General features: G+C 58.2%; 6 protein-coding genes. 5 read left to right on the top strand and 1 reads right to left on the bottom strand.

What is annotated here, in order from left to right; all coding sequences use genetic code 11:
* From JNM42_RS10700 to JNM42_RS10680, 5 genes are all read left to right on the top strand, one after another.
* Positions 1–813, top strand: an 813-nt coding sequence (locus JNM42_RS10700; protein WP_294269283.1) for a mechanosensitive ion channel domain-containing protein, incomplete at its 5' end; no start/stop codon positions are given.
* A 507-nt stretch (positions 814–1,320) separates the two neighbouring features.
* Positions 1,321–2,736, top strand: coding sequence for a DUF2252 domain-containing protein (locus JNM42_RS10695; RefSeq protein WP_294269280.1), 1,416 nt, complete (start codon positions 1,321–1,323; stop codon positions 2,734–2,736).
* A gap of 127 nt (positions 2,737–2,863) precedes the next feature.
* Positions 2,864–3,376, top strand: a complete 513-nt coding sequence (locus JNM42_RS10690) for a hypothetical protein (protein WP_294269277.1) — start codon at positions 2,864–2,866, stop codon at positions 3,374–3,376.
* On the top strand, positions 3,373–4,497 hold the full coding sequence (locus JNM42_RS10685; RefSeq protein WP_294269274.1) for a transporter substrate-binding domain-containing protein: 1,125 nt from the start codon (positions 3,373–3,375) through the stop codon (positions 4,495–4,497). Before JNM42_RS10690 ends, JNM42_RS10685 begins: the two co-directional genes overlap by 4 nt.
* Positions 4,498–4,806: 309 nt before the next feature.
* Positions 4,807–6,192, top strand: coding sequence for an IS1182 family transposase (locus JNM42_RS10680; RefSeq protein WP_294269272.1), 1,386 nt, complete (start codon positions 4,807–4,809; stop codon positions 6,190–6,192).
* Positions 6,193–6,548: 356 nt separating this feature from the next.
* On the opposite strand, the gene JNM42_RS10675 is transcribed toward JNM42_RS10680, so the two are convergent.
* Positions 6,549–6,759: hypothetical protein (locus JNM42_RS10675; RefSeq protein WP_294269270.1), on the bottom strand; the 211-nt coding region annotated here is incomplete at its 5' end.

Genomic DNA, 6,759 nt, shown 5'->3' with positions numbered 1-6,759 from the left:
GTCGTGCGTTACCTGCTCAAACTCATCGGACTCTTCTTTCAGGGTGTCGAGCGCGGTGCGATCACGATTGCGAACTTCGAGCGGGAATGGGCAATGCCGACCTTCAAGATTGTGCGCCTGCTGGTTGTCATTCTGGCGCTGGTGGTGGCCTATCCCTACATTCCCGGCTCAGGGTCGGACGCCTTCAAGGGCCTGACGATATTTCTTGGCGTCATCTTCTCAGTCGGGTCGTCCTCCATCATCGCGAACCTGATTGCGGGATACACCATGATCTACCGGCGCGCGTTCAGGATCGGGGATCGCATCCAGGTCGACGACATCCGGGGCGATGTCACGGAGACCCGCCTTCTCGTGACACACATCCGCACCATCAAGAACGAGGAGATCATCGTTCCGAACTCGGTGATCCTGAACAGCCATGTCATCAATTACAGCGCGTTTGCGAAGAACCGAGGGCTCATTCTGCACGCCACCGTCGGCATCGGTTATGAAACGCCGTGGCGCCAGGTCGAGGAGATGCTCACGCTCGCGGCCGGGCGCACACCGGACCTACTCGGGGACCCGCCTCCCTTCGTGCTGAAGAAATCGCTCGGGGATTTCGCCGTGACGTACGAGATCAATGCGTATACCGGCGATTCCCATGGAATGAACCGGATCTATACAGCATTGCACGGGAACATCCTCGATGTGTTCAACGAGTACGGCGTGCAGATCATGACGCCTTCCTACGAGAAAGATCCCGAACACCCCAAGATAGTGCCGAAGGAAAAGTGGTATATGGCGCCGGCGATGAAACCCGGCGACAAGGCGTGACCTCCGGCGCGCATTTGAGGCGATCTGAAATATGGCCGGCCGGTTCCGTAATCTTCGTTGGCCGCTTTGGAGCGCCTTGGCCGTCAGCTCTGGTTCGGAGAGTGCCCGATGTCGTCTCGGCGCAGACCTTGTTTCCCTTCAACCGATAGGAGCCAACTCATGGACTGAGGTTCCCTCGGTTTTTTGTCTGCCAAAGGGTGAATTTCATGCAACACGAAAAACAAGTCACTGTACGACGCCAAGGGCGTCCATTGCCGCGCGGCGGTTGGCGGCCAGGGCGGAATGTTTACCGGCGCGGCCGCAATCGCTCGCGGCGTCTGCCTGTATCAGATCACCGCTAGCGGGTTATCGGCGACGCCCACCGTATCGGGCACCAAGTTCTTCAAGAACGCCGACCTCAAATGAGGGCCGTTGCGGTCGACGACAATTTTGTTGTGAATTTTGAAATAATGATAAGCCGCCAAAGAAACCCAACGAACGTATCGATCGATCAGAGAGGTTTGACCCATGACCAAGAGCAGTGACATCAGCAAGACAGTGCCCAAGGGCGAACGGCGCAAAGCGTCGCTCCCGGAGTTTCTCTCGCGGCCGGAACGCTTGGCGGCGGGCAAGGCACTGCGCGAAACCGTGCCGCGCGAGCGCCATGCCGAGTGGCAGCCGCCGGCCAAGCGCCACGACCCCATCGACGTGCTGGAGGAATCCAACCGGGATCGAATGCAGGAACTGGTGCCTATCCGCTATGGGCGCATGCTGCGCAGTCCTTTCACCTTCCTGCGCGGCTCGGCAGGCCTGATGGCCTACGACCTGTCCACCACCCCCAGCACCGGCCTGCGGGTGCAGGCCTGCGGCGACTGTCACCTGCTGAATTTTGGTCTGTTCGCCACCCCCGAACGCAATCTGGTGTTCGACTTGAACGATTTCGACGAGACCCTGCCGGCTCCCTGGGAGTGGGACGTCAAACGCCTGGTGGCGAGCTTCGCGGTGGCCGCCCGGGACAGTGGTTGCACCGACAAGGACGCGCGGGACGCTGCCGTCGCCTGCACCGGTACCTACCGGGAACACCTGCGCGAGTGCTCGAAGAAGAACCCGCTGGAAATCTGGTACGAGCGCCTGGACTGGCAAACCCTGATCGACCAGGCGCCAGACGCCAGGCTCAAGAAAGCACGTGAGGACGTTGCCGCGAAAGCCCGTCAGCGGATCGGCGAATATCTGTTCCCCAAGCTGGCCGCCCCGGTCGGCGGACACCATCGTCTGGTGGATCAGCCCCCGGTGCTTTTCCACTTGGCCGAGAAGGGCGTCGAGAAGCGATTCCGCGAGGGCCTGGCGATTTACCGCCAATCGCTGCCTGACGATCGCCGCGTTTTGTTCGATCGCTACCGCCTGGAGGACTTTGCGGTGAAAGTTGTCGGTATCGGCAGTGTCGGCACGCGCTGCATGGTGGGTCTGTTTTCCTCCCCGGAAGGCCATCCCCTCCTCCTGCAATTCAAGGAGGCCTGTCCCTCGGTGCTGGCGCCCTATGCCGGCAAGAGTGCCTATGAGAATCAGGGTCAACGGGTGGTGGTGGGGCAGCGGCTGATGCAGTCCTCCAGCGACATTTTCCTGGGCTGGACGCAGGGCCGTCGCGGTTACCATTTCTTCGGGCGGCAGTTGCGCGACATGAAGTTGTCCATACCGCTGGAGGGTGCTTCGGCCGTGCAATACAAACGGTACGCAGGAATGTGCGGGACTGTTCTGGCCCGCGCCCACGCCAGGTCTGGTGACGCCGCGAAGATCAGTGGCTATCTCGGCAAGACGGAGGTCTTTGACGAAGCCATGGGCGACTTCGCCCTGGCTTACGCCGACCAGACGATTCGCGACCATGCGGCGCTGGTAGCGGCGGTGAAAAAAGGACGCCTCAAAGCGCTTGTAGAAGAAGATCTGTGAATTAGGAGTGGAGGCGACCTGCTCGGAGGACGCATAGGCCGCGAAGTCGGCGATTCGCTCCGTTGCGTCAATTTTCCGGAGGCCAGCATGTGGTTTGGCAGCGCCTTCGAGTACGGAGCGTATCGACATGCAAATTGAAAGATTGACGAAGAAGGTGCGGCTCGAGTTGATTGAGTATGCGTTCAACGTTGTCTATCTGGCCCTCGTCTTCGCCGCGTTCACACAGTACCGACGATTCCTGCTCGCCGAATACAGCATCACATACACCAACTACTGGTTGGGGCTGTTCGCAGCCATGCTTCTCGGCAAGGTGATCATGATCGGCAGCGTCTTTCGTCTCGGGCGATGGCTTGAGCACAAGCCGCTGATCATCCCAACGATCTACAAGGCCCTGATATTCACCATCTTCGTCCTGGTCTTCCGAATCGTCGAATATGCGATCAAGGGATTGCTACACGGCGATGGACTCGTCGTAGCGCTCGGCGAGTTCTTCGCGCAAAAAGGGATAAGCGAGGTACTTGCCAATAGCGTGGTCGTTCTGGTCACCTTGATTCCATTCTTCGCCGTGAAGGAACTGGGCCGTGTGCTCGGGCGCGAACGGATCGCTGCGCTCTTCTTCCGGAACCGAGTCGAGCAATGACCAGAGCGAATAGTGGGAAGCGAGGCGGACTCCTGCGCCACTACCTTTCCATCTTCGGCGTGTTGGGGATAGCCTTGGCGATCGGGATGCACTCGGCGTGGTCGGCCACAACCGATGTCGCCGCGAGCCGTCCATTGAGTGTGGTCACGACCCCCGTCGCACCGTTCGTTCTCCCAAAGACCGATCCACCAGCCGGCTTCAGCATCGACCTGTGGAACGAGGTGGCGCGGCGCATGCATGTTGAATTTGTATGGCGGGAGGTCCCGCAGCCCGAGTTGCTGCAGGCGGTGCAACGAGGCGACGCCGATGTCGCCATCGCCGCGATCACCATGACAACAGAACGCGAGATGCTCGTGGACTTTTCGCATCCCTATTTCGATTCCGGATTGCAGATCATGGTGCGTGCACAGCAGGAAAGCCGGTTCCTGAGCGCCCTTCGGTCGATGCCGTGGCAGGCCATCGGACACCTCTTCGCGGCAGCGATCGTCATTGTATTCTTGCTCGCCAACGTGCTGTGGCTCGTCGAGCGGCGCAGAAACAGCAATTTCGCGAAGGGCTACCTGCGGGCGATTGGCGAAGGCCTGTGGGGAACCATGCTCATCATCGCCACCGGCGAGCATGGCGACCGCGATGCACCGGGCGTGGTCAAGCGGGTCACCGTGGTATTGATGTGGCTCCTCGGCGTCGTGCTGATCGCCCAGTTGACGGCCATAGTCACCTCGTCGCAGACCGTCGAGCGCCTCCAGTCGAGCATTCACGGCCCCGACGACTTGCCAGGCAAGACGATCGCCAGCGTGAAGGGAACCATCGCCGGAGACTATCTGGCCCATCGCGGATTGCCTTTTGTCAACGTGAACTATGGTCCCGAGGCCATCCGGATGCTCAGCGAAGGCGAGGTGCAAGCCGTCGTGTTCGACGCGCCAACCCTTCAGTACTGGGCAGCGAAGCAGGGGCAAGGCGTGGTTCAAGTCGTCGGTCCACTTTTCCGACAGGAAAAGTACGCTATCGCCGTTGCGGAGGGTAGTGATCTGCGCAAGAAAATCAACGAAGCGATACTCACGATCTACGAAGACGGAACCTACGAGAAGATTTACGCGAGGTGGTTCTCAGCGAATCAGTAACTCGGGTGCGAAACAAAGTTTGGGTATCCGGTTTGCGATAGGCCGGGGGGGCGAAAGTGAGTCCGGGTACCCCATGTGCGAAAAATTACCGCCCCGTTTTACACAAGCCTCCTGACGGCTCTGGTCGACCAAGAGACTGACTACAGATTAGTGCCAACGTCAGGTTGGAGATCAGGTTGCCGTCACTTGCTCACCTTGATATTCGACCCACTCGAACGTCTGTTCATGGCCTATTCTGTTGAAAAACTCCTTGACATGCCATAGGCATTTCTGATATGATTATGGCATTGTTAAGGAGGGTGCATTGCCATGATGGGTCGCCAAGCAACAGGCCGCGAGCAACTGTTCTACACCTTCAGCATGGAAGACCATGTGCCGGAGGATCACCTGCTCCGGGGCATTCACCAGTTTCTCGACTTGACTGCTTTCCGGCAGCATCTGGAACCATTCTATAGTCCCGTCGGACGCCCCTCGATTGATCCGGAACTGATGATCCGCATGCTCATCGTTGGCTACTGCTTCGGGATTCGTTCGGAGCGGCGCCTGTGCGAGGAAGTTCATCTCAATCTGGCCTACCGCTGGTTCTGTCGGCTGGGGCTGGAAGATTCGCTGCCGAATCACTCGACATTCTCCAAGAACCGGCACGGTCGCTTTCGCGACAGCGAAGCCTTTCGCCATTTGTTCGAAGGCGTTCTTCAGCGCTGCATGGCCGAAGGACTGGTGCGCGGCGAAGGCTTTGCGACAGACGCCAGCATCGTCAAGGCCGATGCCCAGCGGCAGAGTGGCGTACCGGGGAATGAACCGATTGACTGGGGCAACCCGGACGAGGCAACTCGACCAGTGCGCGAGTACCTTGCGGCATTGGAGGAGGCTAATGATCCGGAGGCACCGCGCAAATCCATTTCGCTGACGGATCCCGCAGCCTCCTGGACCGCTGCTCCGGGTGGTCCGGCCTTCTTCGCTTATTCGACCAACTATCTGATCGATCTCAAGGCCGGCATCATCGTCGATGTCGAAGCGTCAGCCGTCAACAAGACGGCCGAGGTTGATGCGGCCAAGACGATGATCGAGCGGGTCGAGGACACGTTCGATCTGAAGCCAGAGCGCCTGGTCGGCGATACCAACTATGGTTCAGCCGCCATGCTCGGCTGGCTGGTCGATGAGAAACAGATCGAACCGCATGCGCCGGTTTGCGACAAGACCGAGCGTGAGGATGGAACATTCTCCTCCAGCGAGTTTGAGTGGAATGCGCAGACCAACGAATACCGCTGCCCCGCAGGCAAGGCACTTCGCTCCAATTGGCGTCCCTTCAAGAATCCCCGCACACATCTTTCCAAGGCGGACACCATCGTCTATAGGTCAAGCCAGATGGACTGCGCCAAATGCCCGATGAAAAATCAGTGCTGCCCGAACACGTCGATTCGAAAGATCGCCCGCAGCATCCATGAAGACGCCCGCGACGTGGCTCGCGCCATTGCCACAACCGATGCCTACGCACAGTCACGCAAAGATCGAAAGAAGGTCGAAATGCTGTTCGCTCATCTGAAGCGCATCCTGAAGCTGGACAAGTTACGATTACGTGGCTTCAGCGGTGCGCAAGATGAGTTCTTGCTGGCAGCAACCGCACAGAATTTACGACGAATGGTGATGTGGTTAATGCCAAAAGGACCAAATGCAAGTCTGGTAACCGCGTAACAGCGGGTTCACGATATCTCGCCTTCCGTAACTCACAACCAGTTCGATGAAAACTTCAAGCTCGGACCGACGGGCCTCGTTCAGCAAAAAATAAAACTGAGTTTTTCAACAGAATAGGCCGATAGCCGTCCGCTTAAATAATTCCCGATAGCAGCTCTTCGAAATTTCATCGAAATTCCAAGTAGTGTATCAAAAGATTACATCGACGCCAGCACCCGATTGCAGAAGGTGCATAGCCGAATGGCGCTTACTTTAGCCCGATGATGTTGATGTCAGTGGCGTAAGCGTTTGAATTTGAGGCGAGAAGGAGGTGGCTGCCCCAAGCGTCATGGAAAGCTTTCCATGACGCTTTTTCCTCAATCCTTTGCCCGCAGTACCAACAGTGTTCCTTGCGGTTCACCTGCAGTTTCCGGCGGTACTACGGGTTTACCCTGTTCCGCGTATATTTCTGAGCGGGGCGGATCCCTCCTTTTCGCCGGCGGCACACTGTCCACGATGACCCATTCACAAAGAGCCATACCTGACCGCTTACCATTTTGGTTCAAGCCTATCAGCACCTTTGGCTTG

The organism is Propionivibrio sp., assembly GCF_016790145.1.
In the GTDB taxonomy this organism is placed as follows: domain Bacteria; phylum Pseudomonadota; class Gammaproteobacteria; order Burkholderiales; family Rhodocyclaceae; genus Propionivibrio.
Note: the sequence above shows the minus strand (reverse complement) of the source record. Positions and strands in the feature narration are given on the sequence as shown.